Here is a 26592-nt window from a genome sequence, read left to right as displayed (position 1 = left end):
ACTATTAACTATTTAGTAAAAAAAGGAGCCATAAGCTCCTTTTTTGTAACTTGATACGATCGTTTCAGAGACTACATTTAGTCTAAACGCATTTCTTGTTCTGCTTCGGACAGACTCTCTTGGAAAGACTCACGAGAGAACACGAGATCCATATATTTATACAGCGCTCTTGCCTGATCTTTCGGTATCTCTACACCTAATATAGGTAAACGCCACAATATTGGAGCCAAACAGCAATCAACTATCGTAAACTCATCACTCATGAAATAAGGCTTTTCTTCAAAAATAGGAGTCACGTTCAGAAGACCTTCACGTAGCTCTTTTTGAGCCTTTGCGACCGCTTCTTTATCTTTGCTTGTTAAAATCAAATCCACTAACTTTGCCCAGTCACGCTGAATGCGGTACATAAACAAACGACTTTCAGCACGAGCAACAGGATATACAGGCAATAACGGTGGATGTGGAAAACGTTCATCCAAATATTCCATCATGACGTTTGGCTCATAAAGAACCAAGTCACGATCGACTAAAGCTGGCAACTCATTATATGGATTAACATCAGCTAACTCGTCCGGCTTGTTAAACGGGTCTACATCTATGATATCCACTGTGACGGCTTTTTCAGCCAATACAATACGAACTCGATGGCTGTAATGATCTTCTCCATCAGAGAAGAACGTCATTGAGGAGCGCTTTGCAATAACACCCATGTCTAACCCCTATATTGAAAACATCTACGTCCCCTTCAAAGGAGGGGACAAACTATAATATGATGGCAAAATAACAAAAATATTACACGATTTCGCCACCACAAAAAATCTTTAATGAAACTTTACCACGGACCTTTTACAAAACAAGGCTTCAACTTAGCGCCTAGCATTATTAGAATAAACGATCGTGCATCCAATAAACTAAGCGATACGCAGCAAGTTCAGAATACCACCATGAAGTCATGGAGTTTAAAGCCAAGCTATTCTAACATCATTTTCAGAAAAATTTTCTTAGAAAAACGATTTTGTTGCAAGAATAGTATAATGCGCTTTATTTAAAACAAAAAAAACGCTTGGCGAAACACCAAGCGTTTTGATAATAATTCCAAAGCGAAAATTAACGCTTAGAGAACTGAGGACGACGACGTGCTTTGCGTAGACCAACTTTCTTACGTTCAACTTCACGAGAGTCGCGAGTAACGAATCCTGCAGAACGTAGAGTACGACGTAGAGTCTCATCATATTGCATCAAAGCACGTGTGATACCGTGACGGATCGCACCAGCTTGACCAGAGATACCACCACCTTTAACAGTGATATAAACGTCAAATTTTTCAGTAGCACCAACAAGTTCAAGAGGTTGACGAACAACCATCTGAGCCGTTTCACGACCGAAGTACTGAGAAAGAGTACGGTTGTTGATAACTAAGTTACCAGAACCCGCTTTAAGGAACACACGAGCGGTAGACGTTTTACGACGACCTGTACCGTAGTATTGAGTAGCTGACATAATGATCTTCCGTATTAAATGTTAAGGGCTTGAGGTTGTTGAGCAGTATGTGGATGCTCAGTACCAGCGTACACTTTCATTTTCTTGTGCATTGCACGGCCCAAAGGACCTTTTGGCAACATACCTTTTACGGCGATTTCAAGAACGCGCTCAGGAGCGTGATCAATCAACTTCTCGAAATTCATAGAACGCAAGCCGCCTGGGTAACCAGTATGGCGGTAGTATTGTTTAGCAGCTGCTTTGTTACCTGTAACGTGAATTTTCTCAGCGTTAATAACAACGATGTAATCGCCAGTGTCAACGTGTGGAGTGTATTCAGCTTTATGCTTGCCACGTAGACGGCGAGCAATTTCAGTAGCCAAGCGGCCTAGAGTTTTGCCTTCAGCATCAACCACGAACCAGTCGCGGCGAACTTCAGCAGGTTTAGCTGTAAAAGTTTTCATCAAAAAACCCTTTCAATACGCGAGCTTAATAGCACGCTATACCTATTATTATTGGTTGGCCAAATAAATACTATCTGATCAACGTACACTTACCTTTAAAAAGGCGAGGCGAAGTATACACCAACACAACCAAATATGAAAGCCATAAGAAGATTATGGGCGGTGCTCTAAAGACAAATACTCTTCTGATTGCATTTCTAATAGTCGACTTACTGTACGGTCGTATTCGAACGCCAATCTAGTGCCCGTGTAGATATCTGGAATAGCCACTTCAGCGCTAAAAATTACCTTAACATGACGATCATAGAACTCATCCACCAAGTTAATGAAACGTCTCGCCAAGTCATCTCGTGATGCATCCATTTGCGGTAAATTGGAAATAATCACTGTGCTATACAAACGCGCAATCTCAATATAGTCAATTTGACTTCTTGGACCGTCACACAGCGCTTTAATATCAAACCATGCCATCCCTTCACAGCTACGCAATAACGGGATGTTTCGTCCTTCGATTTCAACCGCGCCCCCCTCAACAATATGGGAAGCATCAGAGATCAAGCTCATAAAACGATCATTGAGGCTCTTTATTCGCCATCTCGCTTAGTGGGAAGTGATACAACTTAGCTTGTTTTAAAGTACGCAAGCGGTAATCTACCCCCATCAACATTCATCACTTTGGTGTGTTTCTTTACTAGATCAATGGCAGGCAAAAAGCGCGCACGTTGCAAACCATTTTTATACAAACCATCTGGCTCTATGTTAGACGTTGCCACTAACGTCGTACCATTCTTAAACAACACATCAAGCAAACCGGCTAAAATCATCGCGTCTGTAATATCAGTCACAAAAAACTCATCAAAACATAACACTTGAGCTTTCGACGAAATTTCTTTACCGACAATCTCAAGTGGATTTTTTACATCGTGCAATTTGCGCAATTCTTGATGCACCATCTGCATGAAACGATGAAAATGCAGACGCATTTTCTTTTCCGTCGGCAAACAATCAAAAAAAGTATCCATTAAGTAGGTCTTGCCTCGGCCTACTCCCCCCAAAAATAAAGCCCTTGCTCCACCGCAGGCGCTTTCTTTTTCAAAAGACGCCCTAGAAAACCAGTAGAGGATGCCTCTGATTGGCTTGCAACCAAGCGATCAAATAAATCTTGAAGCGCTTCTACTGCTTCCTCTTGCGCTGGGTCATAATTAAAGTCTGCTCTTGTTAAATCTTGCTTATAACGTGTAATGGGTGTCATCGCCGCTCTTTCATTAGAATAAGTGAATTATATCTATTCTAACAAATTGCATCTTAAACAACACCTATCAAGCTGTTATCGTAAGGGGTGTTTCGCTATAATGGATTATCTGTTTTTTGGAGAAAGTCATGAACTTAGAAGAATTTAACATTATTATCTTTATCACTGGTATTATTATTGGCTGTGTCGCCACACTTGCTCTTAAAGGTTACATTGCGAAAAACAACCGCAATAAAACGGACTCAAGCTCAAACATCATCACTATGAAGACATTGCAGCAGGAATTAGACAGCAAACAAGTCATCATTGATAATTTTTTCACTGACAGCAACCAACACCTCATTTCCGTTGAAAAACGATTAGCAGAATTACGCAACTGCCTAGCAGAAAACGCTAGTCAATTGAGCAACATTCCTGTTGAATCCAGCGCAATAGGAGAACAAAACCAAACGTCTGAGTTTTCAGATTCAGTAGAACCTCCAAGGGATTACGCCCTAAAACATGGAAAAGAGCCTGGCATGTTAAGCGAAAACTTCGGCCTAGAAGGCAGAGCACAAGACCTAGAACCAAAACGCACCATTTAAACGAGAAAACGGGCCATGAATAGCCCGTTTTTTTATTTCCGACCATAGATCAAGCCGGATTATCAATATCAATAAACACAGCATCCAGCCCACATTCTTGAACAAGAAAATCTGCCATTGATTTCGCACCAAAACGCTCCGTAGCATGATGCCCAGCTGCCACAAAATGAATTCCCATTTCACGAGCTATATGAATTGTCTGCTCAGAAACTTCACCCGTAATATAGACATCCGCACCTGACGCGACTGCCTGCTCAATATAACCTTGAGCGCCACCCGTGCAAAGTGCAACCCGATGTATCAAATGGTCATTGACGCATTCAAACAATACGTCACGCCCTACTGCCGACTCTATTTTTTGACGAAATACTGATGGCGAAACTGGTTCGCTTAATTCACCAACCACACCAATAGAGTCCTCAATAGCAACCCCAGCTTGCAACCCAGATCGGTTTAAAAGCCCAAGAGCATCCGCCAATCCAGCATTATTCCCTAACGTTGGATGCGCATCCAATGGCAAGTGATACCCATATAGATTTATGTCGTTCTTTATCAAGGCGGCAAGGCGACGATACTTCATGCCAATCACACGAGGATCTTCATTTTTCCAAAAATACCCATGGTGAACAAAGATCGCATCTGCCTTATAATCAATTGCGGCATCGATTAACGCTTGGCTCGCTGTAACGCCAGTAACAACACGTTGAATCTCTTTTTTCCCTTCCACCTGCAAACCATTGGGCGCATAATCTTTAAAACGATTGGGACATAATGTCTTATCAAGTAGACTATCAAATTCACTGCGTAGCAAAATAACCCCTTATATTTTATGAATCAAAAAAACGTTTGGTCACCCCTCATCTTTTCTGCACTTGCTGGCACATGCATAGGCTTAACGGTTCTCTTAATACAAGAAAAGCACAAAGCAACGAATGCTAGCTATTCCACTCCCGTGCAAATAGCCACACCATCAGTGGTTAATATTTACACTCAAGTGATCCAACAGAAAGGACTTAATGACTTAGACACAGCAAAACATAGCATTAATTTAGGTTCAGGTGTAATCGTCACAAAAGATGGCTTTATTCTCACCAACCATCATGTGATTCAAAACGCCCAAAGCATTGTTATCGCCCTACACGACGATCGACGTATCGAAGCACAACTCATCGGCTCAGACCCATCAACTGATCTGGCAGTTTTAAAAATACCACACCTCAACCTACCAAGCATTAAAATGGGAGACAGTAGCAAGGTATCAGTAGGAGATCGCATCCTAGCTATCGGTAATCCTTTTGGAATAGGACAAACCGTAACAGCCGGAATCATTAGCGCCAAAGGCCGTAACAGCATAGGCCTTAATACCTATGAAAATTTCTTACAAACAGACGCAGCCATTAACCCAGGCAACTCCGGTGGCGCTTTAGTCAACTTAAAAGGCGAGTCTCATTGGCATCAGTTCAGCCATTTACTCAAGCTCTGGTGGATCTCAAGGAATTGGCTTTGCAACCTCGGTCGATGACGCCATGGAAGTCATGACCGACATAATAAAATACGGAGAAGTCATAAGAGGCTATTTAGGAATGGAGGCACAAAAAATCACCCCTTTACTGGCTGACAATTTATCCCTACCATCCAATCATGGCCTTCTTGTAAACGACATTACGAAAGAGAGTCCTGCAGAAAAAGCAGGCATTGAAGTTGGCGACATCATACTAGAAATAAACAACACACCAAGCGAAGATCCATTTCAAATCAGACGCTTTATCGCATCTCTGAAGCCAGGAACACACATATCCTTAGTGGGCATTAGAGGGCTACAATCCTACCAAACCAATATCACGCTAGAAAAGCAGCCTACCATGCAAAGAATCAATTATTAGTGTTGACGCTCAATCAGCACTTTTAATTGATTCAAACTACGCTCGAAGTTATTGCCTGCAATGTCATTAGCAAACAAAGCAAGATAAGGACTCAACAACCCAGCACTAAGATCACCATCAATCACCCAATTCACCAAAGTACCACCGTCCACATCAGATAACATAATTTGATTATGAACAAGATTCACATTGGGCTTAGGGCGAACGTCGAAACGAATAACAGACTCAGAGGACGACACTATCGACAAAACACCTTGATCACTTGTTTTATCGTAGATTAAGGCAACTGAGTCGCCCTCCTCTAAAACGCCATCAAATACTTCCAACTGACCATCTTGGATAAACATCCATTCTGCCAAATAGTCCCCATGCAGCATGTCTTTATAAACCGTTGCCTTTGGAGCCTGTATAAAAACACCACGCTCCACACGGTAGTCAGTCGGCATAAAAAAACCCACTACCACCAAAAGCAAAATAACCAACGCAGTAACACGAGTTACTCTTCTAAGTTTATAAAGCGCTGTCGGATGTGATGAACCGCCTACCATTACAAGCTCTTCAGAATACGATATTCAGCCGACATAGCATGCGCCTCTAATGATTCGCCTCGCGCTAAGGGTGATGCTATTTTTGCCAGTGCACTTGCACCTTCAGGTGAACAATAAATCAATGAACTACGCTTTTGGAAGTCATACACCCCCAAAGGAGATGAGAATCTTGCTGTACCAGACGTTGGTAAAACATGATTCGGCCCAGCACAGTAGTCACCTAGCGCTTCTGGTGTATGGCGCCCCATAAAAATCGCACCAGCATGACGAATTTTCTCTACCCATTTTTCGGGTTCATCAATCGACAACTCAAGATGCTCAGCAGCAACAATATTGGCAATATCCATCGCTTCATCCATATTTTCAACATGAATGAAAGCACCGCGCCCCTCTAATGAAGCCTTAATAATGTCTTTGCGACTCTGAGTCTCAATCAAGCGCTCCATTGACGCTTTTACTTCTTTTAGAAAAGCCATGTCAGGAGAGATTAAAATAGATTGGGCATCTTCGTCGTGCTCAGCTTGAGAAAATAAATCCATAGCGATCCAATCTGGATCTGTCTTACCATCGCAAACAACCAAAATTTCGGAAGGCCCAGCGATCATATCTATACCAACAACACCAAAAACCATTTTCTTCGCGGTGGCCACATAAATATTACCCGGACCAACAATTTTATCGACTTTGGGAATAGTGGCTGTTCCGTACGCCAAAGCAGCCACTGCCTGAGCACCGCCTATAGTGAATACACGATCAACACCCGCAATGTAAGCCGCCGCCAAAACGATATCATTCACTAAACCATCAGGCGTTGGAACCACCATGATAATTTCACCAACACCAGCTACTTTTGCAGGCATAACATTCATCAATACAGAAGAAGGATACGCTGCTTTGCCGCCTGGCACATACACACCAACACGATCTAAAGGCGTCACTTTTTGACCAAGCACCGTACCGTCATTTTCTTGATACTGCCAAGAAGGTTGCTTTTGGCGCTCATGATAATCATGTACACGTTTGGCGGCCGCCTCTAAGCTAGTCACAAGCTCAGCACTGACTCGACCTTTCGCCAGAGCCAATTCTTCACGTGTTATTTCAAGCTCAGAAGAGGACGCAACATTTCGACGGTCAAATCGATTGGTAAACTCAATAACGGCCTGGTCGCCGTTAAGGCGTACTTGCTCAACAATATCAGCAACGGCTTTCTGCACACCGGCATCGGAAACAGAGTCCCATGCCAGCAAAGATTCTAGCTCAGAGCGAAAACCATCAGAGCTAGAAGAAAACGCTCGAATATTAAGATTCAATTATTTACCCTCGTTATCGTCAACCGCACGTCGTATCATTTCTAAAATAGGCTCAATTTCAGCGTACTTAGTTTTATAAGCCGCTTTATTGACCACTAAACGCGTGCTAATCGGCGCAATCAGTTCTCGCGCCTCTAGACCATTGGCTTTTAGTGTATTACCCGTATCAACAATATCAACAATCAGGTCAGCTAACCCCATGATAGGCGCTAACTCCATGGCACCATAAAGCTTAATGACATCAGCCTGAATACCTTGTTCGGCAAAATACGCCTTCGCTGTTTTAATAAACTTAGAAGCGACTTTCAAACGCCTATTTGGCAGCGGCTGCCCCACCACACCGGCGGTCATCAAGCGACATTTGGCTATTTTAAGATCCAGAAGCTCATAAAGGTTTTTAGTGGATGCTTCCATTAACACATCTTTACCAGCAACACCAAAATCCGCCACGCCATGGTCAACATAAGTCGGCACGTCCGTTGCACGCAGAATCACCAACTTAATATGCTCATGATTGGTATCAAAAATCAGCTTACGACTTTTGCTAATGTCTTCAATTGGAACAATATTCGCTTTTTCTAAAAGAGGTAAAGTCTCGCCAAGAATACGCCCTTTCGACAGAGCAATCGTTAATGTTCTGCTCATATTAATTTAAAACTCGTGAAATTTTCGCACCTAATGCTCCGAATTTCTCTTCGATGCACTCGTAACCACGATCAATATGGTAAATACGATCAATTTTCGTATCGCCCTCAGCAACCAAAGCCGAAAGCACCAAACTAGCGGATGCACGCAAATCTGTCGCCATGACCGGAGCACCTTTCAAACGCTCACAACCACGAACAATCGCTGTATTACCACTCACTTCAATGTCTGCCCCCATACGAAGCATCTCATCGACATGCATGAAGCGGTTTTCAAAAATATTTTCGATGACTCGACCAACACCGTTAGCAATAGAGTTCAACGCAACAAACTGCGCTTGCATATCCGTTGGAAACGCTGGGTAAGGTGCAGTGCTGATATTAACAGCATCAGGACGGCGTCCCTCCATATCCACTTCTATCCAGTTATCACCGCAAGTCACTTTTGCGCCGGCTTCTTCCAATTTAGACAGCACTGCCTCAAGAGATTTTACATTCGTATCAATCACTCTTACTTTACCGCCAGTAATAGCCGCAGCGACTAAAAAAGTCCCTGTTTCAATACGATCAGGCATAACAGGATAAGTAGTACCATGTAAGGACTCAACGCCTTCAATAGTAATAGTATCTGTACCATGCCCCTTAATCTTGGCTCCCATAGAAATCAAACACTCAGCCAAATCAACCACTTCAGGCTCACGCGCTGCGTTTTCTAAAATCGTTTTTCCATCTGCCAAGGTCGCAGCCATCAACAAGTTCTCGGTCCCAGTAACTGTCACCTTATCAAAGAAGATACGCGCACCTTTAAGGCGACCATCTACGCTTGCAATGATATCGCCACCTTCAACCGAAATTTTCGCCCCCATTGCTTCTAAACCACGAAGATGAAGGTCAACCGGACGACTACCAATGGCACATCCGCCAGGAAGAGAAACAACCGCTTTACCAAAATGACTTACTAATGGCCCAAGGACCAAAATAGAAGCTCGCATCGTTTTAACGAGGTCATATGGTGCTTCACAGTTATTGAGTGTAGAAACATCTAACTGCACACTCATTTTTTCATCAACAACCACACCACAGCCCATAGAACCAAGCAGTTCAAGCATGGTGGTAATATCATGTAAATGAGGAAGATTTTTAATTGTAATTAGTTCTTTTGTTAACAAAGTTGCCGCTAAAATAGGCAACGCAGCGTTTTTCGCACCGGAAGCACGAACAACACCATTAAGCCGAGTACCACCGGTAATCAGAAGCTTATCCATATATTTAATCTCTTATAATCGCATTTATAGCTTGCTTATTTGTTCTGGCGTATAGGTTTTCATTGTAACGGCATGAATGGCGCCACTGGATATAGCCTTTTGAAGGTGTGAGTATACAAGCTGCTGCCTCTTCACTGTTGACAGGCCCTCAAATTCACTTGTCACTACAACCACTTGGAAATTACAACCTTCCCCTTCTGCAACCACTTCACAGTTAGGAATAGAGGATTCTAAAAGTGCTTTAACTTCACCTGCGTTCACAGTCGCTCCAATAGATAAAGATACTTGATCGCACTATTCTACATGAGTACAGCCAACTACTTAACACCCAGATGCCTAACTCTGAATAAAAAACCACTTGTTTTCCAAGATTTTAATCCAGACTGACAATACCAGACAAAAAAACCAAAAAAATCCGAACTCATATAATGAATTCGGATCCTTAGAGAACAAAAAACAAACAACGATAATCGTTAAGACTTTTTCGCCAAAGAGTCACGCCAAGCAGAAATAGCCGCATCAATATCGTTTCTATTTTGTTCCATCATCACCGCAAACTGCTTGCGAAAAGTTAAACCAAAATTAATATTATTAATAACGACATTACTAAGCATCCATTTATTCGCCTTGGACTGCTCCATATAGAAACTAATATTCAACATACCACCAGCTTCCATTTGGAAATCCACATCGACTTTCGTTTCACGCCCTTGACCTTGAGGACCCAGTGGCAAAACATTGATACGATTTGCATCAAGCTCAAGAAGAGAGGCACCATACGTTTTCAATAAGGTATCTTTAGTGACAGTAGCAAAACGAACTCTTTGCTCAGCCGTCGCCCTGCGATAATACTTTCCCATTACTTTCTTTGAAAAATCATCAAAATCCACAACATCTTCAAGAATAGCGTTGACACGCTGCTCAAGCAGAGCGGGATTTGAAGCTAAAACAGTTTTTTCAGCGACAATATCCTTACGAAAAGCATCCACCACATTAATAACGGCATCCCTTGCACCATCCACATTAGACCAGACTAAACTTGAGGTCTCAGCATGGTAAAAGCAAGCAAAAAACTCATCAAAATTCTAGACATATCTTACTTCTCCGAGTCACCAGCTTTAAACAAAAACTGACTAATCAAGGTTTCCAAAACAAGTGCAGATTGCGTATCGTATATTTCACTGCCATTTTTCAGCATTTCATCGTCCGCACCAATCGATATCCCCAGATACTTCTCACCCAACAAACCGCTGGTTAATACTGCAATTGAACTATCCGTGGGAATATTATTAACATCAGAATGGATATTCATCGTCACCAACGCCATATACAAATCTTTATCAAACGTAATGGACTCAACACTGCCCACCGTTACACCGGATATAGATACTTTCGCTCGACTTGTTAAGCCAGCAATGTCATCAAATCTCGCAACCACTTGATAAGTGTCTTTCTTACTGGAAAAAGCCAAACCACTCACTTGCACTGCCAAATAGACAAGGGCAGCAACACCCAGCACAATAAAACACCCAACCAATAACTCAGCTCGCTTACTTCTCATCCTAAAATCTCCAAACATAGCAGCGGTCAATACAAAATCTAACGCCAAAATAGCCAATGAACTTAGAACCACAGTACGAGTGGTCGCTTTACCAATCCCCTCAGAAGTAGGCACACATTCATACCCCTGATAAACTGCGATCCAAGTCACAACGACAGCAAAACACACCGCCTTAATCACACCATTCATGATATCAGTGTCAAAATGCACGGATTGCTGCATTGATGACCAAAACGCGCCATCATAAACACCTAACCAACCAACTGAAACCAACTGCCCACCCAGAATCCCAGAAGCAGAAAAAATCAAACTCAACAATGGCAAACAAATAACACCAGCAATAAATCGTGGCGCAATCACTCGCCGAAGCGGGTCAACTCCCATCATTTCATAACTGGATAACTGTTCAGTGGCTTTCATTAAGCCAATCTCAGCGGTCAAAGAGGAGCCAGCCCGACCAGCAAACAAAAGCGCTGTCACAACAGGTGAAAGCTCTCGTAATAGTGACAAGGCCAACAACTGCCCCACCGCCTCTTCAGAGCCAAATTTGGCTAAAATACTGTAACCTTGCAGTGACAGCACCATACCAATAAACGCCCCCGAAACAAGAATAATCACGAGGGACAACACACCAACTGAATAAAGTTGTTTCACAAGCAGATTAACGGACTCGCCAAACCGAACAGGTAAACGACAAACACTTTGCACCAAAAAATGCCAGCGCGTCCGACAGCTTCAAGCCAATTAAAAAGCCACGCCCCCAAAGAAATAATCGCTTTCACTGTACCGCTCCATCTTTATTAGACTTACTAGCAACAGATATAAGGCTGTCGTTCTCACCAATATCGTCAACATTATTATCTTCTGGATAATGAAATGGCACAGGCCCATCCGGCTCACCATTTAGAAACTGACGCACTTGAGGATCTTCAGAAGCACGAATTTCATCAGCGGAACCTTCGGCAATCACACGCCCACCAGCCAAAATACACACATGGTCAGCAATGGAAAGTGACTCTTTTACGTCATGTGAAACCAAAACAGAGGTAATCTTCGCGGAATCATTAAGCTGGCGAATTAACTTCACCAAGACCCCTTTGGATATTGGATCTTGTCCTGTAAATGGCTCATCATACATAACCAGCTCTGGATCTAATGCAATCGCTCTGGCCAATGCAACACGTCTAGCCATACCTCCCGACAATTCTGCCGGCATCATTTTCGCAGCGCCCCGAAGACCAACGCTGTGCAGCTTATCGGAAACAATAGCCGCAATCTCTTTCACGCTCAGCTTCGTATGCTCCTCCATGGGAAAAGCCACATTTTCAGCCACAGACATGTCGGTAAACAATGCACCACTCTGAAATAACATCCCCATTTTTTTACGCACTTTGTAAAGCTCAGAACGAGACAAAGCGTGTATATTTTGACCATCTACAAAAATAGTGCCTGTATTTGGTGCCAACTGTGCCGCAATCAAACGCAACAAGGTGGTTTTTCCCGTTCCACTGACTCCCATGACAGCTGTGATTTTTCCTTTAGGTATCGTAAGGGAGACGTTTTCATAAATTGCACGATCTCCCCTAAAAAACTCAGATCATTGACCCTTATATAAGCATCTACCACTGACACACCTTTATCACTGTAAAATATCGTCTGATACTATCACTGCACTCCAATAAATAAAATCATGGCGCCATCAAATGCACCTTGTTTGTTAGATCAAGTCTTGAATTCGAACGTCAAACCTCATTAAATGGTAACTCCTAAAATCTATGAGTAATTTCAATACCATGCTGCTATTCTCTGTTGCCCTCATCGCAGGACTCGTTTTATTAATCATGAGTTCGGATAAATTCATCGAACACTCTGCGTTAGTGGCCGAAAAATTGAATGTCAACCCCATGGTCATAGGGATCACACTTGTTGCATTTGGCACATCGGCACCAGAAATGGTCGTCTCAGCCATAGCAGCATTAGATAACGCTCCAGAAATCGCAGTCGGTAACGTACTAGGGTCAAACATCGCCAACATTGCATTGGTCTTTGGCATCACTCTTTTGTTCTCTGCCGTCCCTATAGCAAAAGGCCTCGCTAAGAAAGAAGTTCCCCTTGTACTAGCAATTACACTGCTTACAGGGGCTTTGCTTTATGATCAAACTCTCGATTTATGGGACGGTATCATTTTGCTGGCCGCCTTTGTTGTTATATTAACTATTTTGTTAAAGGGTAATAAAGATCTTGAAAGTGAACTGGCAGGCGAATTACCTGAAGACGATGGCGCACCTGTGGGAAAATCTCTCCTTATCGCACTAGTCGGGCTAGCCGTGCTCATTGGTAGCTCTAAGTTACTGGTGTGGGGAGCAATAGGAATTGCGACCGCTCTTGGTGTTAGTGAACTAGTCATTGGTCTCACCATCGTTGCTGTAGGCACGAGCCTACCTGAACTGGCAGCCTCTGTAAGCAGTGTTAGAAAAGGCCATCACGATATCGCCATTGGTAATATTATTGGCTCAAATATTTTCAACTTGGCCACAGTATTGCCATTGCCTGCGCTCATTGCACCAGGACTCGTAGACGCCAGCGTTATTAGCCGAGACTACCCTTGGGTTCTTGGTCTAACCGCCGCCCTTGCCATCGCTATCTTTGTCTTCAAAAAAAGCAAAAACAACAGTATTCCACGTTGGATAGGGTTACCCCTTGTCGCGTCATATGGTGTGTATTTGTTTATCATTAGCACAAACGGCTCGGTGTAATGTTTTTTTGACAAAATTCATTTCGGCACGAAATCTCTTTTTAAGTGGAGCTGCGCTCATTTTGTTCGCTCTCACCTTCTGGTATGGGACGATGCCGACACAAAACCTGGTTGAAACAGACTCTCTGAGAAGCTCGCCTGATTATTTCATTACGGAAGTGAAAGTGAGAGAGTTTGACAATAAGGGCAATCTAATTGAAACCTTAGATGCCGAACAAACGCTTCATTACATAGCAAAGTCCAGGACGCTATTAGAAAAACCCAGCGTTGAACGTCAATCTGCGTCAGGCTCTTGGAGCGCAAAAGCAGATAAAGGGGTTATTGAAGATGGAAGTAATGATATTCTATTAACAGATAATGCTCGAGCTACCAAAAAATATCTTCAATCTGAAGACATAAAGCTTAGCGCAGACAATGTGCATTACCTAGACAAAGATCAATCATTAACCAGTTATGGGAATGCAACCCTGATCTCTTCTCAAGGCGACACTTCTGCTGGCAAAATTACTACTTACATCAATTCAGAAGAAGTCGTTATGACAGGATCGGTAAGAGGAAAATATGAAACAAATCGCTAATATTGGCTTATTGATCACCTCAGTCATGATAGCCCAACACGCTTACGCATTGCCTGACGACGTAAATAAACCCCTAGAAATCCAAGCTGACGAGGCTTCTTTTAACCAAACTACTGGTGAAGCTATTTACAAAGGTAACGTGTTTGTTAAACAAGGCACTATTGAAATTCAAGCGCAATATCTCAAAGTCTCGACCAACGTAAATACAAGAAAGTTCAGTAGTTTAGAAGCAATAGGCAAGCCGGCCAAATTCAGCCAACAAATTGACTGGAGTGGTAATATCGTCATCAGCAAAGGCGCTAAAATCCATTATTTGACCAGTGAATCAAAACTAGAGATCATCGGTGATGGTTACCTAAGCCGCATGCAAAACTCTATTACGGCGGATTACATTCTGTACATGATCAATGACGGCACGTTCAGTGCTGAGAAAAAAGATTCTGGGCGCGTCAATATGACTTTGCAACCACAAGCACCTGAGGCGAAGAAATAGATGGCATTACTAGAAGCAAAACACTTAGCAAAAAGCTATAAAAAACGGCAAGTAGTAAAGGATGTGTCTATTGCCGTCGAATCTGGTGAAGCAGTAGGCCTACTAGGGCCAAATGGTGCGGGAAAGACCACTTGCTTTTATATGATTGTTGGCATGGTAGCCAATGATGCAGGTGGTATTTTTATCGATGGTCAAGATATCACTCACGATGCTATGCACACACGTGCACAAAAAGGCATTGGCTACCTTCCACAAGAAGCCTCAATTTTCAGAAAAATGTCTGTGGAAGACAACATTCTGGCTATTTTAGAAACTCGCAAAGAGCTAAACAAAGCCCAACAATGGGAAAGACTTGAGGAACTATTAGAAGAATTCCATATCAATCATATACGCACCAATCTTGGCATGGCACTATCTGGTGGAGAAAGACGCCGAGTTGAGATAGCCAGAGCGCTTGCCATGAACCCCAAATTCATCCTCCTTGATGAACCGTTCGCAGGCGTCGATCCCATTTCAGTTGGCGACATTAAACTGATCATTAAACACCTTCAAGAAAGCGGAATTGGTGTATTAATCACCGATCACAACGTCAGAGAGACCTTAGATATTTGTGATAAAGCGTATATTGTTGGTAATGGTTATATCATCGCGTCAGGCGATGCCAACACTGTTATCAATAATGAGCAGGTAAAAAAGGTTTATTTAGGCGACGACTTCCGCCTGTAACCCCTTATCATTGCTGTAGAAAGGGAGTAGTATGCATAACTCGTTCCAATTCACTCAAACTGAAAGAGTTGCTCTATGAAGCAGTCTTTACAATTAAAGCTCGGTCAACAGCTGACCATGACACCGCAACTGCAACAGGCCATTCGCTTGCTGCAGCTTTCTACGTTGGATTTAAAACAAGAAATACACGAATTTCTTGAGTCTAATCCACTTCTTGAGGCTCGACGATGATGAGCAAATGCACATCGACATTCCGGCCAGCATTGAAGCAAAAAGTGCAACCGACCAAACAGTAGATCACAATAGTGAAGAAGCTCGCGTAGAGTCAGAATGGACTGAAAGCATCCCTGAAGAACTGTCAATCGACAGTAATTGGGATGACACCTACCAGAGTTCCGCTGCTGTTAGCGACCATAATAACTATGAAGGTGATGGCGACTTCGAAAGTCGCAATGCGCCTGCAGAAAGCATCCAAGATCATTTAATATGGCAATTAAACCTGACTCATATGTCTGATAGAGACATAGAGATTGCCTATGCCATCATTGAATGCGTGCAGCCTGATGGTTATTTAAGCATATCTCCAGATGAAATATGCGAATCACTGGCCGCTGAACTAGAAGATCTAGACATAGAAGAAGTCATTGCTGTGCAGCATAGATTGCAGCGCTTTGACCCTGTTGGTGTTTGCTCAATTGACTTGCGTGATTGTTTATTAGTGCAACTTGAGGCATTTAGTAACCACCCACTTTATAAAAGCACCCACAACATTATTGATCACTATTTACCCTTGTTAGGCAATCGAGACTTTGCACAACTAAGCCGTAAGACTAAGTTAAAAGATGAAGCCCTAAAAGAGGTTATCGATCTTATACAGCAACTCAACCCTCGCCCCGGCTCTGTCATAGATGCGGATGACACTGATTATGTTATTCCTGACGTATCGGTGAAAAAGCGTCATGACGTTTGGCAGGTAGAGTTGAATAATGAAGCGCTACCACCAATAAAAATCAACGAAACCTACTCGGCTATGGCAAGCACCGCTGCGACAGCAGAAGACGCAACTTACATTAAAACGTCGCTTCAAGAAGCTAAGTGGTTTATGAAAAGCCTGCAAAGCCGAAATGAGACGCTTCTTAAAGTAGCAAGCTGTATTGTCAGTCGACAAATCGATTTTTTTGAGCTCGGTGAGGAAGCCATGAAACCTATGGTTCTTCATGATGTTGCTGAAGAAGTAGGCATGCACGAATCCACAATATCAAGGGTGACAACGCAGAAATATATGCATACCCCTAAAGGCATTTTTGAGCTCAAGTATTTTTTCTCAAGCCACGTAAACACAGCCGCGGGCGGGGAATGTTCTTCTACAGCCATACGAGCTATGATTAAAAAGCTAGTGGCAGACGAACCAGCCAAAAAACCACTGAGTGACAATAAACTAGCGGCTATTTTGGCCGAACAAGGCATCCAAGTCGCAAGACGGACTGTTGCCAAATACCGTGAGGCGATGAATATCCCTCCCTCCAATGAACGCAAACGACTGATCTAAACGGAAAACATTTTATCATGTCCTTGAAATCATTATTAAAAGCGGAACTCGTTCTCGCAAAACAAGATATTGTTAGTAAAAAGCGCGTCCTTGAAAGTATCGCTGAAGTCGCTTCAAATCGCTTACACTGCGATAACGAAGCGGTATATGACGCGCTGCTGGGCCGTGAAAAACTCGGTAGCACAGGAATAGGCAATGGCATTGCCATCCCTCATTGTCGACTAGAGTCAGCAAACCATACCGCCATCGTCGTTATGTCTCTAGACACACCTATCGACTTTGATTCTATAGATAAGAGAGCGGTGGATCTTATATTTGCCCTTATTGTTCCACCTCACGAGTGCGATCAACACCTTGCGACTTTAGCTCAAATCGCAGAGTTAGCTCAGTCACCAGAATCATTAGACAAACTACGCACAGCAAAAACTAATCAAGACCTATTCACTATCTTCGATTCATTAATATAGGAAAAGTACATGCAGGAAGAGTCCATTACCATTATCAATAAGCTTGGCCTGCATGCTCGTGCTGCAGGCAAGCTGATTGAAACGACTACTCGTTTCTCGTGTGATATCACCATAGAAAAAGATGGCCGAAATGTTGACGGAAAAAGCATTATGGCCATGATGATGCTAGCTGCAGGGAAAGGAACAGAAATTCGTATAAAAGCCAATGGTGAAGATGAAAGCGACGCCGTTAAAGCCATTGTTGAACTGATTAATAACCGCTTTGGTGAAGACGAGTAACACTCTTCTATGTCAGAACAAAATACGCTTAATCATCTGCAAACAGTAACCGAATCTCTCGAATCGGGTGAGACCATGCAGATTCGTTATTTGCTTAATGGCGCATTACCCGCACAAGATGTGGCAAGGCTATTAGAGTCCTCCCCACCAAAAGAACGTAAGCTTTTGTGGGAATTAGTCGAAGCAAAAAACGAAGGCGAAGTATTACAGTATCTAAGCGAAGATATTGGCATACAGTTCATGAAAAACATGGATACAGAGCGACTTATCGCAGTATCCGAGCATTTTGAAAGTGATGACCTTGCAGACTTACTGCAACACTTACCAGAAAAAATTGTAAAAGAAGTTCTCGCGTCCATGTCAATACAAGACAGGACGAGAGTCGAAGGATTATTAAGCTATTCGGAAGACTCTGCCGGTGGCTTAATGAATACGGACACAATCACTATCCGTCCCAATATAACCGTGGATATCGCTTTTCGATACTTACGCAGACACGCCTCCCTACCGGACATGACTGACAGCTTACTGGTTGTCAGTCGATCTGATCGATTGCTTGGCACCTTACCTTTGACCAAACTATTGGTCTCTGACCTCAATGCCACAATACGTGACATTATGGAAACAGAGTTTACTGTCATCGTAGCTGAAACGCCCGCCAGTGAAGTAGCACAACTGTTTGAAAAAATGGACCTAGTCTCAGCCCCTGTTATTGATAGCAATACCAAAAAACTTTTGGGGCGCATCACCATCGATGATGTTGTGGATGTCATTCGGGATGAAGCTGAGCACTCTATGCTAAGCATGGCAGGCCTTGATGACGATGAAGACACCTTCTCACCGATTATGAAAACCACAAAACGGCGAGCAGTCTGGCTAGGCATCAATCTCATCACTGCGTTTATTGCTTCTTACGTCATTGGGCTGTTTCAAGCCACGCTTGACCAAGTCGTTGCGCTAGCCATTCTAATGCCAATAGTCGCTAGCATGGGCGGTATTGCAGGCTCCCAGGTACTTACCTTGGTGATTCGCGGGATTGCCCTAAACCAAATTGGCGCAACAAATACGCGCTGGCTACTGAATAGAGAACTGATCGTAGGCCTACTCAACGGCTTACTGTGGTCTACCGTTATTGCCATCCTGACTGCGCTTTGGTTTGACAACATCAAGATTGCCTATATCATAGCGGGCGCTATCGTAATAAACCTGCTATTTGCAGCAGCCACTGGTACACTTCTGCCGATTTTGTTAAAAAGAATAGGCATAGATCCAGCCCTAGCTGGCAGCGTAATTTTGACTACCGTGACCGATGTGGTGGGATTTTTATCCTTCCTTGGTCTTGCTACTATTTTTCTAATATAGGTTCCCATGACAGACTTTGATCAATTTGAAAACGACGACGACATTCCTAAGAGCAAAACCCAGATCAAGCGTGAAATGGAAGCCCTGCAAGATCTTGGAAAAAAATTATTAGGCCTTAGCAAAAATCAGCTTAAAAAAGTGGAAATGTCTGACACATTACGCGAAGCCTTTGTCGAAGCAGGCAGAATAAAGCAACATGAGGCCATGAGAAGACACTTACAGTACATTGGTAAAATTATGCGCACGGAAGACCACGAAGCCATTGCGCACCGTGTAGCAATGTTCGACTCCACTTCTGCTGCTTACAATAAGCTGTTTCATCAGCTTGAAATTCGTAGAGATCTACTTATTGGGGAAAACAGCAAAGAAGCATTGTCAGAGTATTTAGAGGAAAACCCTCAAATTGAAGACATCCAATTACTAAGACAGTTAATCCGCCAGTCTCAAAAAGAAGTTTCGCAAGAAGGCAACACCTCAAACCGCAAAAAACTTTTCCGCTTCTTGCGAGAAACAGAAGAAAAACGCCTTGGTCTAAAAGAGTAAGGTCGCACAAAGATAGTAAAAAGCCCCAATATCCAGGCCTACAATGAAGGCTTGGAAAATGGGGCTTTTTACTTTAGCCAGTTATTTTAACTTAGATCAGCCTTCGATGAGAGAAACAAGGCATTTTTTGTCTACTTTCGCTAATCTGCTGTTTGTCTACAGCAAAAACAAAATAACTCGGCGCTTCACCCAAATTGGCTAAACACTCCCCCCAAGGGGAATACAGTGCACTGTTTCCATAAGTTTGTCGCGTCTCATTATGCCAACCACACTGCCCTACACCCAGAACATAACACTGATTCTCTATGGCCCTCGCAGCCAATAAAATACTCCAATGCGCCTTGCCAGTAACATAAGTAAATGCCGCTGGAACCAGCAATATCTCCGCACCCAATGTAACCAGCGCCCGATAAAGCTCAGGAAAGCGCAAATCGTAGCAGATACTCAAACCCACTTTGAAACCATCCACTTCAACCACTTTTAAAGCAAGCTCTCCGAGGCCAATGACATCGGATTCTTTATAGGACGCCGCCTTATCATTGACTGTCACATCAAATAAATGAATCTTGTCATAACGTTCCAGTAAGCAACCGTCTGGACGAATCACCCAACAGGTTTGCCGGACTCGTCGATCACTCACTTTGTCACCATTTGGCCTTAGTAAGGATGGATGGGAACCAACAACAAGATAAATAGCATGCTTTATTGCCAGGCCACGCATCTCTTCAAATAATGCTGCTTGATCAGGTGATTCGGCTAAATCCCGCATTCCTTTACCATTAAACAAGAAAACATTTTCAGGCAGCACAACAAGACGAGCACCATCATTTACTGCTGCCGCCACTAGCTGCTTCACCTGATTCAAGTTGTCTTGCCAACAATTGGTACTGGTTAGCTGAATAGCAGCAACAGTTAAGGTAGTAGTCATTATTTTGCTTTTTTCTCTAGGGGGCGATAACGAATCGGAGTCATCACCGGATCATTAAAAGAGCCTTCTACCTTATATTGCACACTGGTCACCTTTGAAAGTTGGTCACCTATGAGTTTGTCCGTTATAAATAACAAACCCGCTAATTGTGGTGTCCCCCATAATAAACCAGCCAAAGGCAAGGTTCCGGATATCGGAAAAGTAGCCGTAAGCCTTTCGTTCAAGGTTTCATTAACAATATCAGCCTCTCCCTCTATAGATAATTCTGCCGTAGGTGAGACAATCGAGATCGGTGAAGTGGTTTTAAGAAGCCCTCTTTCTAAGGAAAGTGTTCCTTTAAACTGGTCATAAGTCAAACCAGGTTCATACACATCGGAAAAATCTAACAGCAGACGTCGACTTAACGCTCCAATATTAAAGATACCTAACGCTTTAAGAAACGCTGGCAACTCATCTACTTTACTGAAATTTCCATTCTCAGCCGAAAAAGCAATACGCCCAGAAACCGACTTACGATCAAAGTAGAAAGGATGACCATCCCAATTCAAACCAACATCAATACTGTATTTTTTCGAAGACACAATAGCCTCGTTGGAAAATTTTCTTGTCAATTCAGCCAAATCGGCACCATTCGCCGCAATGACTAATTCAACACGAGAATCTTTACCTTTGTCTTGCCATATCAGACTACCTTTGAAGTCACCTGTCTGCAATTGTGAGGAGATAGGATCAATACGTACAACATCTCCATTGCGAGAAATAGCCAACTGCCAATCACCATAAGGGCTTTCATTCAAATACAACTGATCAATCGACAGCATCATATTAGGAATTTGCTTTGCCGATATAGGTGCTCCCTTCGCTACCGAAGCATTAGAATCAGAAGTTGCCGTATTCCAACTTAAAAAACCAAAATGCAAATTAGGTGTCCCATTATCATCCAGCAAAGAAAAATTCATCTCGTCAGAGGCTCACAAAAAGTGACCTATTTGTCGCAACATCATAGGCAATCTTGAAGTTATGCCATGTGTTATTGTCGTCAACAATGACATCGTCCACAATCAAATCAACCCTACTCAACCACTTAGGAATCTCAGGGATATCAACCGTCTCGACAGACGGTGCTGATTCTGCTGACAAATCACTAAACAAAGACTGCCAATCTTTAACATAAAAGCGGTCAACACCACCAGACAACACTAGGCCTTTTGGGATCTGCGAGCTCAAAGCCTGATTTTGATTTGCATTTAACAGCACCTCCCCACCAACGAATTCATTACCGTTTTGCAACAACAGCCTTGCTTCTACTAAGGTAGAGTAATCAACATCAACAACCAAATCTTTTTCGTGCTGCATCACCTTAAGTTGCAAAGACTCAGCCTCCCCAATTTTTTTACCAATCGGTTCAGGCAAATCTATTTTTATACCCTGTAAATTACTGTTAATGGTTAAATCAACCTGCCCATCTTGAGATTTATTGACAGATAGCGCACCAGAGTAGGCGGCGTTGCCTGATACTTTGTTACTCAAGGCAACAGGCAATTTATGCCAAGCAGCGACTTTTTTAATATCCACATTGCCTGCTATATCACCATTAACTGCGAGTCCACCACTTGGCGTTGCTTCAGATGACAAGGAAAGATGCGACCTCCCCCTAACGCTTCTACATCAAATTCAGAACCCGTTACACCAAGATCGGAACTGTAATTCAAACGCCCTAATTTAACCCGTGTGGAAAGATCAATATCGCTAATAAGCAAAGGATTGTCCTTAAAATCCAAACTCAATTGCACCTTAGGATCAACTCCCTCTTTGAATGGAACAGCAATATCGAAACGTCCCGCCACATTCCCCTCTAACTGCCAATTCGAAAAAGGCTGTAATACAGAATCAGCCAGAGGAGTAGCCTTCAGCATCGCTAAAATCAATGGAGCGCTGTCACTGACCTCACCTTTAAGGTTTAACCAATCTGCAGAGTCCCTTTGAGATAGGAACCGTCAATAACAAATTACTAATCGGCAAATCCAGCATATAACCCGATGCGACTTCGACGCTTACACCCGCCCCATCAAACTCAAAAAAGCCATTCACTTTGTTTGCTGTCGGCCAATTAGGATCAAATGTTACGCTAGCATCACTTACCGCCAACTGAACTCGAACATGAGGCACAGCCCCATCCGACAACTCACTTTGCACCAAAACATCTACAGTCTCTACTTTACCAGTATCTGTAAATGCTTCTTTTATCCAAGTCATCACATCTGGACTAAGCGCCGTTGGCGGAAGATAAGTTAAACGATCGGCAACAGACAAATTGCGACCATGCAAATCCAACGCTATCCAATCAGGCTCTGCTTCACGAATCTCTAATCTAAACCCTCCTTGAATATCCGCATTATTACGCTGAACCAGTAAGTCTCGACCACTTATCAAAAAAGCATCTGAAACTTTTTGCCAACTGACATAACCCGATAAAAAATCAGCAGACCAAGACTCCTCATACAGCGTATCAAAAGCGATATCACTGTTACGTCCACGAAAATCAATATAACCACTATCCTCAGACAAACTAAAAACAGCATTAATATTGCTTGCTTTAGGGATACCGTTATAACTTTGCACAGAGGCTGAACGCAAATTACTTAAAAATTGAAAAGCCAAATCATCGTTTTCACGCCACAAACGAACAGAACCATTCTGAGCCAATCCAGTAGGATTCAACCCCGCTAATATTTGAGCAGCATCCGATTTTTCAGGCAAAAAATACCTAGAAATCTGTTGCGCCAAAGCAATATCGACCTGGTTAAACGCTAGGTTTGACCGATCAGTCACAGAAGACCAATCGAAAGCCATATCGGTTGAAGGGTAAGATCGCCCATCTTGATCTACAACCAACATATTATGCGCATCCACACGAAGGCTAGGCTGCGTTAAAGAGTAATGAAGGCGAAGAGAAGGGGTGATTTTGTATTGCTGACCATCATCAAATGCGACGTTAAGCTGAACAGACTCCGCGCGGACCTCAAGCTCTTTACCAATCAGCACATCTAGCCAAACATCGCCCCCAAGCTCAACAGACGACAATGAATACGCCTCCGCTGGTAACATGTTTTGCAACGGCAATGTAACTTGAGGTGCTCGGAGAAAGGCCTTTACTCGGTAATTACCCAACAAACTACGAGTCTCATCGATACGCGCACTCATCTGAAATGGTGATAAATTGTCATCCAGATAAAAATTAGCGCTCAATAACGATTTAAAAGCTTGTTTAAAAAGATACACATGAGGAATTTTGACAGAATGCTCACCCAGCTGCTCACTAGTAATATGGAGTTTTGCATCGAAAACAGAAAAATTACGCTGCGCGGCAAGATAATCTAACACTCGCTCAACCCCAACATCATTTTGCATGTCACGAGATGGCATCGCACCATTTAAGCGCCACTGCCCCTCACTTTCTTGCAACAGAATAGAGGGACGCACAAATCGAATATAGGTAAACTGAGGACTCAAACTCAAAATGGTCTGGACAATGTCCAAGCGAACACGCATTTCATCTATCGTAATGGCAGGCTGCCCATTGACAAACAAATCAAAGCCACTCACAGAAACGGTCGGATCAATCCCCTCTAAACGCCCATCTATTTGCTCTAAAGAAACGGGGTACCCTGTGATTTGCTGAAGGTTACGCTCTATTTGAGGCCGATAATGATCTAAATAGGGAAGCAATCTCTCAACGCTAACAGCAAATACCGCAAGCAGGGCTATAAAAGCCACCCCACCCCAAAAAAACACCAAGATCAGTTTACGCAATAGCCAACGCATATTAAGACCTTTTACTGCTAACGCAGAACCACATCATATTGATCTTGTGTATAAATAGAGTCCACTTGAAAGCGAATTGTCTTGCCAATAAACGCCTCTAACTCTGCGACCGCCGCACTTTCTTCATCAAGAAAACGTTCGACAACAGGACTGGCCGCCAAGACCGTATAAGTTTGAGAATTATAAGCACGATCCGCCCTTAAAATCTCTCGAAACACTTCATAACACACTGTTTCTGGTGTTTTTACCAAACCACTACCACGACAAGAACGACAAGGCTCACAAAGCGTTTGCCCAAGACTTTCTCGTGTTCTCTTCCTTGTCATTTCCACCAAACCCAACTCAGAAACACCGGTAATTTTGGTTTTAGCGTGATCTGCATCCAATATTTTTTCAAGCATTCTAAGCACTTGACGTTTGTGCTCTTCATCTTCCATATCAATGAAATCGATAATAATAATGCCACCAAGATTTCTCAATCTCAGTTGTCGACCAATAGCGGTTGCTGCCTCAAGATTCGTCTTGTAGATAGTCTCCTCAAGATTCCGACTGCCCACAAAAGCGCCTGTATTTACATCAATGGTTGTCATTGATTCAGTTTGTTCAACCAATAAATACCCACCCGACTTCAATTGCACCTTTCTATCTAGCGCTTTTTGAATTTCATCTTCAACACTATACAGATCAAAAATCGGACGCTCACCCGGGTAATACTCTATACGATCTCGCAACTCAGGAATAAAGTCTTCAGCAAAGGAACGCAATTTGGCATAGTTTTCTTTGGAATCGATGCGAATTTTCTCTGTCGACAACCCCACCAAATCACGCATAGTACGCAAATGCAAAGGGAGATCTTCATAAATAATAGAAGGAGCTTTTGCATGCTGCATACGACGTTTCACAGACTGCCATAGTCGAGTGAGAAATTTAATATCAGCCAATATCTCCTCTTCACCTGCTCTTTCAGCCGCTGTTCGTAATATATAGCCGCTGTTTTCATCAGCATCGGTCAAGGCTTCAGAAACCAGTGACTTAAGACGCTCACGCTCAGCTTCATTTTCGATTCTTTGGCTTACACCCACATGAGATTGGTCTGGCATGTAAACGAGATAACGAGAAGGAATAGAAAGATGCGTTGTCAAACGCGCCCCTTTTGTACTAATCGGATCTTTCGTTACCTGCACCACTAATGATTGCCCTTCACGCAAGTAATCACCAATTTGATCACTTGGGTTAACAGCATCGCGATCTGCTACTTCTGAAACATGAATAAAAGCCGCACGTTCTAAACCTATGTCGACAAAAGCTGCCTGCATACCCGGAAGCACTCGAACCACTTTTCCTTGATAAATATTACCTACAATGCCTTTACGACTAGAGCGCTCAATGTAAACCTCTTGCAACACACCGTTCTCAACCAAGGCAACACGTATCTCCATCGGAGTCACATTTATGAGTACATCTTCACTCATGGGATAATCCCTCTAATGGATGAATTCCAAATTGAGCCAACATCAGTGCCGCCTCATACAAAGGCAAACCCACAATCGCCGAATATGAACCAGACATTGAACGAACAAAAACAGCACCTAATCCCTGAATGGCATAAGACCCCGCTTTGTCATGTGGCTCACCTGTTTTCCAATACTGTTCTATTTCAACATCGGAAATGTCACGAAACGATACATCATTTACAATGCACTTTGTTATGACATGGTCGAATCTAAGATCACTAAGACAAAGAGAAGTAATTACTTGGTGGGAACGACCAGAAAGCCGTCTAAGCATAGAATGTGAGTCGTCAAGAGAAGCCGGTTTACCTAAAATGTCCCCATCAATCACAACACTCGTATCGGATGACATAATAATAGCAGAGGAATCAGCATCCGGTTGCACTTTATATTTATTAATGGCTGCCTTGGCTTTCTCAACCGCCATACGAACGACATAATCTTTTGCTGCTTCTTGATGATGTGGTGTCTCATCAATATCGGCAGGCAGAACCTCAAATTCCTTCACCAAGAGACTAAGCAGCTCTTTCCTTCTCGGCGAAGCGGAAGCCAAAACAAGCATAAACTCTTCCTAAAAACAGCCTAA

At 42.9% G+C, this 26592-nt stretch carries 31 protein-coding genes and 3 pseudogenes; 12 read left to right on the top strand and 22 right to left on the bottom strand.

The features are described from left to right. Nucleotides 1-77: 77 nt before the first annotated feature. From ONZ52_RS04805 to zapE (ONZ52_RS04785), 5 genes and pseudogenes are all read right to left on the bottom strand, one after another. The gene (locus ONZ52_RS04805) at nt 78-710 is read right to left on the bottom strand and encodes a glutathione S-transferase N-terminal domain-containing protein (RefSeq protein ID WP_111606020.1); all 633 of its coding nucleotides are present in this window, start codon (nt 708-710) and stop codon (nt 78-80) included. Nucleotides 711-1107: 397 nt separating this feature from the next. Continuing rightward, on the bottom strand, nt 1108-1500 hold the full coding sequence (gene rpsI / locus ONZ52_RS04800; RefSeq protein WP_072839866.1) for a 30S ribosomal protein S9: 393 nt from the start codon (nt 1498-1500) through the stop codon (nt 1108-1110). 14 nt (nt 1501-1514) lie between these two features. Then, nucleotides 1515-1943, bottom strand: a complete 429-nt coding sequence (gene rplM, locus ONZ52_RS04795) for a 50S ribosomal protein L13 (protein WP_111606021.1) — start codon at nt 1941-1943, stop codon at nt 1515-1517. 153 nt (nt 1944-2096) lie between these two features. Beyond that, a complete protein-coding gene (zapE, locus tag ONZ52_RS04790; RefSeq protein ID WP_265217574.1) occupies nt 2097-2507 on the bottom strand; it encodes an AFG1/ZapE family ATPase in 411 nt (136 codons plus the stop codon). A gap of 56 nt (nt 2508-2563) precedes the next feature. After that, a pseudogene (gene zapE, locus ONZ52_RS04785) lies at nt 2564-3195 on the bottom strand (cell division protein ZapE). Between the two features lie 128 nt (nt 3196-3323). Between zapE (ONZ52_RS04785) and ONZ52_RS04780 the strand changes: the two are divergent. After that, entirely contained in the window at nt 3324-3779 is a 456-nt protein-coding gene (locus ONZ52_RS04780) for a ZapG family protein (RefSeq protein ID WP_265217573.1), read from the top strand. A gap of 49 nt (nt 3780-3828) precedes the next feature. Here the strand turns inward: ONZ52_RS04780 and ONZ52_RS04775 are convergent, their stop codons facing one another. Then, nucleotides 3829-4590 carry a Nif3-like dinuclear metal center hexameric protein gene (locus tag ONZ52_RS04775; RefSeq protein WP_265217572.1) on the bottom strand — a complete coding sequence of 254 codons (762 nt, stop codon included), beginning with the start codon at nt 4588-4590 and terminating at the stop codon, nt 3829-3831. An 18-nt stretch (nt 4591-4608) separates the two neighbouring features. Here ONZ52_RS04775 and ONZ52_RS04770 point away from each other — a divergent pair, with 18 nt between their 5' ends. Both ONZ52_RS04770 and ONZ52_RS04765 read left to right on the top strand, forming a co-directional pair. Then, a complete protein-coding gene (locus ONZ52_RS04770; RefSeq protein ID WP_265217571.1) occupies nt 4609-5301 on the top strand; it encodes a S1C family serine protease in 693 nt (230 codons plus the stop codon). A gap of 13 nt (nt 5302-5314) precedes the next feature. Beyond that, a complete protein-coding gene (locus ONZ52_RS04765) occupies nt 5315-5662 on the top strand; it encodes a S1C family serine protease (RefSeq protein ID WP_265217570.1) in 348 nt (115 codons plus the stop codon). On the opposite strand, the gene ONZ52_RS04760 is transcribed toward ONZ52_RS04765, so the two are convergent. The 9 genes and pseudogenes from ONZ52_RS04760 to ONZ52_RS04720 form a co-directional block, all read right to left on the bottom strand. Beyond that, nucleotides 5659-6210, bottom strand: a complete 552-nt coding sequence (locus ONZ52_RS04760; protein ID WP_265217569.1) for an SRPBCC family protein — start codon at nt 6208-6210, stop codon at nt 5659-5661. The two genes, ONZ52_RS04765 and ONZ52_RS04760, sit on opposite strands and share 4 nt — an antisense overlap. After that, complete coding sequence (hisD, locus tag ONZ52_RS04755; protein WP_265217568.1) at nt 6210-7520, bottom strand: histidinol dehydrogenase; 1311 nt, start codon at nt 7518-7520, stop codon at nt 6210-6212. The genes ONZ52_RS04760 and hisD overlap by 1 nt, the downstream gene beginning before the upstream one ends. Then, nucleotides 7521-8165 carry an ATP phosphoribosyltransferase gene (gene hisG / locus ONZ52_RS04750; protein ID WP_111606028.1) on the bottom strand — a complete coding sequence of 215 codons (645 nt, stop codon included), beginning with the start codon at nt 8163-8165 and terminating at the stop codon, nt 7521-7523. It lies immediately after the preceding gene. A gap of 1 nt (nt 8166) precedes the next feature. Continuing rightward, on the bottom strand, nt 8167-9429 hold the full coding sequence (gene murA / locus ONZ52_RS04745; RefSeq protein ID WP_111606029.1) for a UDP-N-acetylglucosamine 1-carboxyvinyltransferase: 1263 nt from the start codon (nt 9427-9429) through the stop codon (nt 8167-8169). Nucleotides 9430-9453: 24 nt separating this feature from the next. Beyond that, nucleotides 9454-9690 carry a BolA family protein gene (locus ONZ52_RS04740; RefSeq protein WP_111606030.1) on the bottom strand — a complete coding sequence of 79 codons (237 nt, stop codon included), beginning with the start codon at nt 9688-9690 and terminating at the stop codon, nt 9454-9456. A 212-nt stretch (nt 9691-9902) separates the two neighbouring features. Continuing rightward, complete coding sequence (locus ONZ52_RS04735; RefSeq protein ID WP_265217567.1) at nt 9903-10421, bottom strand: MlaC/ttg2D family ABC transporter substrate-binding protein; 519 nt, start codon at nt 10419-10421, stop codon at nt 9903-9905. A 104-nt stretch (nt 10422-10525) separates the two neighbouring features. Next, nucleotides 10526-10990: an outer membrane lipid asymmetry maintenance protein MlaD gene (mlaD, locus tag ONZ52_RS04730; protein WP_111606032.1), complete on the bottom strand. Its 465-nt coding sequence runs from the start codon at nt 10988-10990 to the stop codon at nt 10526-10528. A gap of 3 nt (nt 10991-10993) precedes the next feature. Beyond that, nucleotides 10994-11772, bottom strand: a pseudogene (gene mlaE / locus ONZ52_RS04725) (lipid asymmetry maintenance ABC transporter permease subunit MlaE); the annotation flags it as partial. Then, nucleotides 11769-12509 carry an ABC transporter ATP-binding protein gene (locus ONZ52_RS04720; RefSeq protein WP_265217566.1) on the bottom strand — a complete coding sequence of 247 codons (741 nt, stop codon included), beginning with the start codon at nt 12507-12509 and terminating at the stop codon, nt 11769-11771. The gene ONZ52_RS04720 and the pseudogene mlaE, both read right to left, overlap by 4 nt. Before the next feature lie 256 nt (nt 12510-12765). On the opposite strand from ONZ52_RS04720, the gene ONZ52_RS04715 reads away from it, so the two are divergent. The 9 genes and pseudogenes from ONZ52_RS04715 to yjgA all read left to right on the top strand — a co-directional run bounded on the left by ONZ52_RS04715 (nt 12766) and on the right by yjgA (nt 19742). Then, nucleotides 12766-13746 (top strand): calcium/sodium antiporter, encoded by a 981-nt coding sequence (locus ONZ52_RS04715; protein WP_265217565.1) that lies wholly within the window; start codon nt 12766-12768, stop codon nt 13744-13746. 91 nt (nt 13747-13837) lie between these two features. Beyond that, nucleotides 13838-14323, top strand: a complete 486-nt coding sequence (gene lptC, locus ONZ52_RS04710) for an LPS export ABC transporter periplasmic protein LptC (RefSeq protein ID WP_265217563.1) — start codon at nt 13838-13840, stop codon at nt 14321-14323. Further along, the gene (lptA, locus tag ONZ52_RS04705; protein ID WP_265217562.1) at nt 14307-14816 is read left to right on the top strand and encodes a lipopolysaccharide transport periplasmic protein LptA; all 510 of its coding nucleotides are present in this window, start codon (nt 14307-14309) and stop codon (nt 14814-14816) included. The genes lptC and lptA overlap by 17 nt, the downstream gene beginning before the upstream one ends. Next, complete coding sequence (gene lptB / locus ONZ52_RS04700) at nt 14817-15542, top strand: LPS export ABC transporter ATP-binding protein (RefSeq protein WP_265217561.1); 726 nt, start codon at nt 14817-14819, stop codon at nt 15540-15542. It begins immediately after the preceding gene. A 75-nt stretch (nt 15543-15617) separates the two neighbouring features. Beyond that, a pseudogene (locus tag ONZ52_RS04695) lies at nt 15618-17091 on the top strand (RNA polymerase factor sigma-54). 17 nt (nt 17092-17108) lie between these two features. After that, on the top strand, nt 17109-17558 hold the full coding sequence (gene ptsN / locus ONZ52_RS04690) for a PTS IIA-like nitrogen regulatory protein PtsN (protein ID WP_265217560.1): 450 nt from the start codon (nt 17109-17111) through the stop codon (nt 17556-17558). A gap of 9 nt (nt 17559-17567) precedes the next feature. Next, nucleotides 17568-17837, top strand: coding sequence for an HPr family phosphocarrier protein (locus ONZ52_RS04685; protein WP_265217559.1), 270 nt, complete (start codon nt 17568-17570; stop codon nt 17835-17837). 9 nt (nt 17838-17846) lie between these two features. Beyond that, complete coding sequence (gene mgtE, locus ONZ52_RS04680; protein WP_265217558.1) at nt 17847-19199, top strand: magnesium transporter; 1353 nt, start codon at nt 17847-17849, stop codon at nt 19197-19199. A gap of 6 nt (nt 19200-19205) precedes the next feature. Next, entirely contained in the window at nt 19206-19742 is a 537-nt protein-coding gene (gene yjgA, locus ONZ52_RS04675; RefSeq protein ID WP_265217557.1) for a ribosome biogenesis factor YjgA, read from the top strand. A 91-nt stretch (nt 19743-19833) separates the two neighbouring features. On the opposite strand, the gene ONZ52_RS04670 is transcribed toward yjgA, so the two are convergent. Genes ONZ52_RS04670 through ONZ52_RS04640 form a run of 7 tightly spaced genes read right to left on the bottom strand, consistent with a single transcriptional unit; the run spans nt 19834 to nt 26568 of the window. After that, the gene (locus ONZ52_RS04670) at nt 19834-20670 is read right to left on the bottom strand and encodes a carbon-nitrogen hydrolase family protein (protein WP_265217556.1); all 837 of its coding nucleotides are present in this window, start codon (nt 20668-20670) and stop codon (nt 19834-19836) included. Continuing rightward, nucleotides 20670-21617 (bottom strand): YhdP family protein, encoded by a 948-nt coding sequence (locus tag ONZ52_RS04665; protein ID WP_265217555.1) that lies wholly within the window; start codon nt 21615-21617, stop codon nt 20670-20672. Before ONZ52_RS04665 ends, ONZ52_RS04670 begins: the two co-directional genes overlap by 1 nt. Before the next feature lie 16 nt (nt 21618-21633). Beyond that, nucleotides 21634-22305: a YhdP family protein gene (locus ONZ52_RS04660; RefSeq protein ID WP_265217554.1), complete on the bottom strand. Its 672-nt coding sequence runs from the start codon at nt 22303-22305 to the stop codon at nt 21634-21636. Next, nucleotides 22254-22586, bottom strand: a complete 333-nt coding sequence (locus ONZ52_RS04655; RefSeq protein WP_265217553.1) for a YhdP family protein — start codon at nt 22584-22586, stop codon at nt 22254-22256. The genes ONZ52_RS04660 and ONZ52_RS04655 overlap by 52 nt, the downstream gene beginning before the upstream one ends. A gap of 37 nt (nt 22587-22623) precedes the next feature. Continuing rightward, the gene (locus ONZ52_RS04650) at nt 22624-24495 is read right to left on the bottom strand and encodes a YhdP family phospholipid transporter (RefSeq protein ID WP_265217552.1); all 1872 of its coding nucleotides are present in this window, start codon (nt 24493-24495) and stop codon (nt 22624-22626) included. A 17-nt stretch (nt 24496-24512) separates the two neighbouring features. Next, nucleotides 24513-25967 carry a ribonuclease G gene (gene rng, locus ONZ52_RS04645; protein ID WP_265217551.1) on the bottom strand — a complete coding sequence of 485 codons (1455 nt, stop codon included), beginning with the start codon at nt 25965-25967 and terminating at the stop codon, nt 24513-24515. Then, nucleotides 25960-26568: a Maf family protein gene (locus tag ONZ52_RS04640; RefSeq protein WP_265217549.1), complete on the bottom strand. Its 609-nt coding sequence runs from the start codon at nt 26566-26568 to the stop codon at nt 25960-25962. The genes rng and ONZ52_RS04640 overlap by 8 nt, the downstream gene beginning before the upstream one ends. Nucleotides 26569-26592: the final 24 nt, after the last annotated feature.

Origin of the sequence: Marinomonas rhodophyticola, assembly GCF_026113935.1 — a bacterium.
GTDB lineage: Bacteria > Pseudomonadota > Gammaproteobacteria > Pseudomonadales > Marinomonadaceae > Marinomonas > Marinomonas rhodophyticola.
Note: the sequence above shows the minus strand (reverse complement) of the source record. Positions and strands in the feature narration are given on the sequence as shown.

Coding starts and splice junctions, on each gene's coding strand:
- ONZ52_RS04805 (WP_111606020.1), bottom strand. CDS start 710: ATGGGTGTTATTGCAAAGCGCTCCTCAATGACGTTCTTCTCTGATGGA.
- rpsI (WP_072839866.1), bottom strand. CDS start 1,500: ATGTCAGCTACTCAATACTACGGTACAGGTCGTCGTAAAACGTCTACC.
- rplM (WP_111606021.1), bottom strand. CDS start 1,943: ATGAAAACTTTTACAGCTAAACCTGCTGAAGTTCGCCGCGACTGGTTC.
- zapE (WP_265217574.1), bottom strand. CDS start 2,507: ATGAGCTTGATCTCTGATGCTTCCCATATTGTTGAGGGGGGCGCGGTT.
- ONZ52_RS04780 (WP_265217573.1), top strand. CDS start 3,324: ATGAACTTAGAAGAATTTAACATTATTATCTTTATCACTGGTATTATT.
- ONZ52_RS04770 (WP_265217571.1), top strand. CDS start 4,609: ATGAATCAAAAAAACGTTTGGTCACCCCTCATCTTTTCTGCACTTGCT.
- ONZ52_RS04765 (WP_265217570.1), top strand. CDS start 5,315: ATGACCGACATAATAAAATACGGAGAAGTCATAAGAGGCTATTTAGGA.
- ONZ52_RS04760 (WP_265217569.1), bottom strand. CDS start 6,210: ATGGTAGGCGGTTCATCACATCCGACAGCGCTTTATAAACTTAGAAGA.
- hisG (WP_111606028.1), bottom strand. CDS start 8,165: ATGAGCAGAACATTAACGATTGCTCTGTCGAAAGGGCGTATTCTTGGC.
- murA (WP_111606029.1), bottom strand. CDS start 9,429: ATGGATAAGCTTCTGATTACCGGTGGTACTCGGCTTAATGGTGTTGTT.
- mlaD (WP_111606032.1), bottom strand. CDS start 10,990: ATGAGAAGTAAGCGAGCTGAGTTATTGGTTGGGTGTTTTATTGTGCTG.
- ONZ52_RS04720 (WP_265217566.1), bottom strand. CDS start 12,509: ATGGGAGTCAGTGGAACGGGAAAAACCACCTTGTTGCGTTTGATTGCG.
- ONZ52_RS04715 (WP_265217565.1), top strand. CDS start 12,766: ATGAGTAATTTCAATACCATGCTGCTATTCTCTGTTGCCCTCATCGCA.
- lptC (WP_265217563.1), top strand. CDS start 13,838: ATGCCGACACAAAACCTGGTTGAAACAGACTCTCTGAGAAGCTCGCCT.
- lptA (WP_265217562.1), top strand. CDS start 14,307: ATGAAACAAATCGCTAATATTGGCTTATTGATCACCTCAGTCATGATA.
- lptB (WP_265217561.1), top strand. CDS start 14,817: ATGGCATTACTAGAAGCAAAACACTTAGCAAAAAGCTATAAAAAACGG.
- ptsN (WP_265217560.1), top strand. CDS start 17,109: ATGTCCTTGAAATCATTATTAAAAGCGGAACTCGTTCTCGCAAAACAA.
- ONZ52_RS04685 (WP_265217559.1), top strand. CDS start 17,568: ATGCAGGAAGAGTCCATTACCATTATCAATAAGCTTGGCCTGCATGCT.
- mgtE (WP_265217558.1), top strand. CDS start 17,847: ATGTCAGAACAAAATACGCTTAATCATCTGCAAACAGTAACCGAATCT.
- yjgA (WP_265217557.1), top strand. CDS start 19,206: ATGACAGACTTTGATCAATTTGAAAACGACGACGACATTCCTAAGAGC.
- ONZ52_RS04670 (WP_265217556.1), bottom strand. CDS start 20,670: ATGACTACTACCTTAACTGTTGCTGCTATTCAGCTAACCAGTACCAAT.
- ONZ52_RS04655 (WP_265217553.1), bottom strand. CDS start 22,586: ATGCTGAAGGCTACTCCTCTGGCTGATTCTGTATTACAGCCTTTTTCG.
- ONZ52_RS04650 (WP_265217552.1), bottom strand. CDS start 24,495: ATGCGTTGGCTATTGCGTAAACTGATCTTGGTGTTTTTTTGGGGTGGG.
- rng (WP_265217551.1), bottom strand. CDS start 25,967: ATGAGTGAAGATGTACTCATAAATGTGACTCCGATGGAGATACGTGTT.
- ONZ52_RS04640 (WP_265217549.1), bottom strand. CDS start 26,568: ATGCTTGTTTTGGCTTCCGCTTCGCCGAGAAGGAAAGAGCTGCTTAGT.